This window comes from Pseudoalteromonas sp. MMG013 (assembly GCF_018100885.1).
In the GTDB taxonomy this organism is placed as follows: domain Bacteria; phylum Pseudomonadota; class Gammaproteobacteria; order Enterobacterales; family Alteromonadaceae; genus Pseudoalteromonas; species Pseudoalteromonas aurantia.
Genome location: NZ_JAGJEE010000092.1, coordinates 1 through 788, shown reverse-complemented (window position 1 = coordinate 788; position 788 = coordinate 1). Strand labels below are relative to the sequence as shown.

Here is a 788-nt window from a genome sequence, read left to right as displayed (position 1 = left end):
AATAATATGGGACAGGCACAAATTTCTTGTATAATTGGGCGGGGTTACATTGCAATGTTGAGCGTATAATTATGTGCCTGTCCCATTGCTGTCCTCTTTCATGCTGCTGAGCAAAGAGCTAGTAGGTGGGGTGTACTAAACCCATTACAATCAATACTTGATTGTTTTTACTCATTAACAAGCGATTATGCAGCACAAACAACGTGCCGCATAAATACTAAATAGTTATATTAACCAATCATCATTGGAGTTTTGTCATCAAAAAAGTAATCTATTTATTCTCTTTGATTCTAATGTTTGGATGTTCAGATAAAGACCAATGGCAGCCAAAAATTGAGAGAATGGTTGCTGATTTGCCTACTAAAGCACAAGTTGTATCCTTCAGTCGTGGCGCTTGTTACGGTACTTGCCCAGTTTATGACTTTTATATTTTTCCTGATGATAATTTCGTTTTTATTGGGCATGCCCATGTAACAAAAATGGGAGCTTATCGAGGAACTCTAGAGCAAGGTACATTTAAAAGCCTAATCAACCTTGTTGATAACAATAACTTTTTAAAATTATCTAGAACTGGTTACTTTGGAAACTCACATTCCAAAGATGCAACTTTTAAATGTGGTTCATATAAAACAGATCATTCAAGTGTTTCTATTGGTGTTCAGCTTCAAGAAGTAGAATTAACAGTCACACATAATTTAGGGTGTTCTGACTTTTCAGAAGAACAAGTAATAGTGAATATGTTTACTAAGTTTGAGCAAGTTGTTGTATTAAATGGCAAAGGGTTAATA

1 protein-coding gene is annotated in these 788 nt (G+C 34.9%); it reads left to right on the top strand.

What is annotated here, in order from left to right; all coding sequences use genetic code 11:
- Positions 1-341: 341 nt before the first annotated feature.
- On the top strand, positions 342-788 hold a 447-nt coding region (locus J8L98_RS24475), incomplete at its 3' end, for a DUF6438 domain-containing protein (protein ID WP_210998662.1).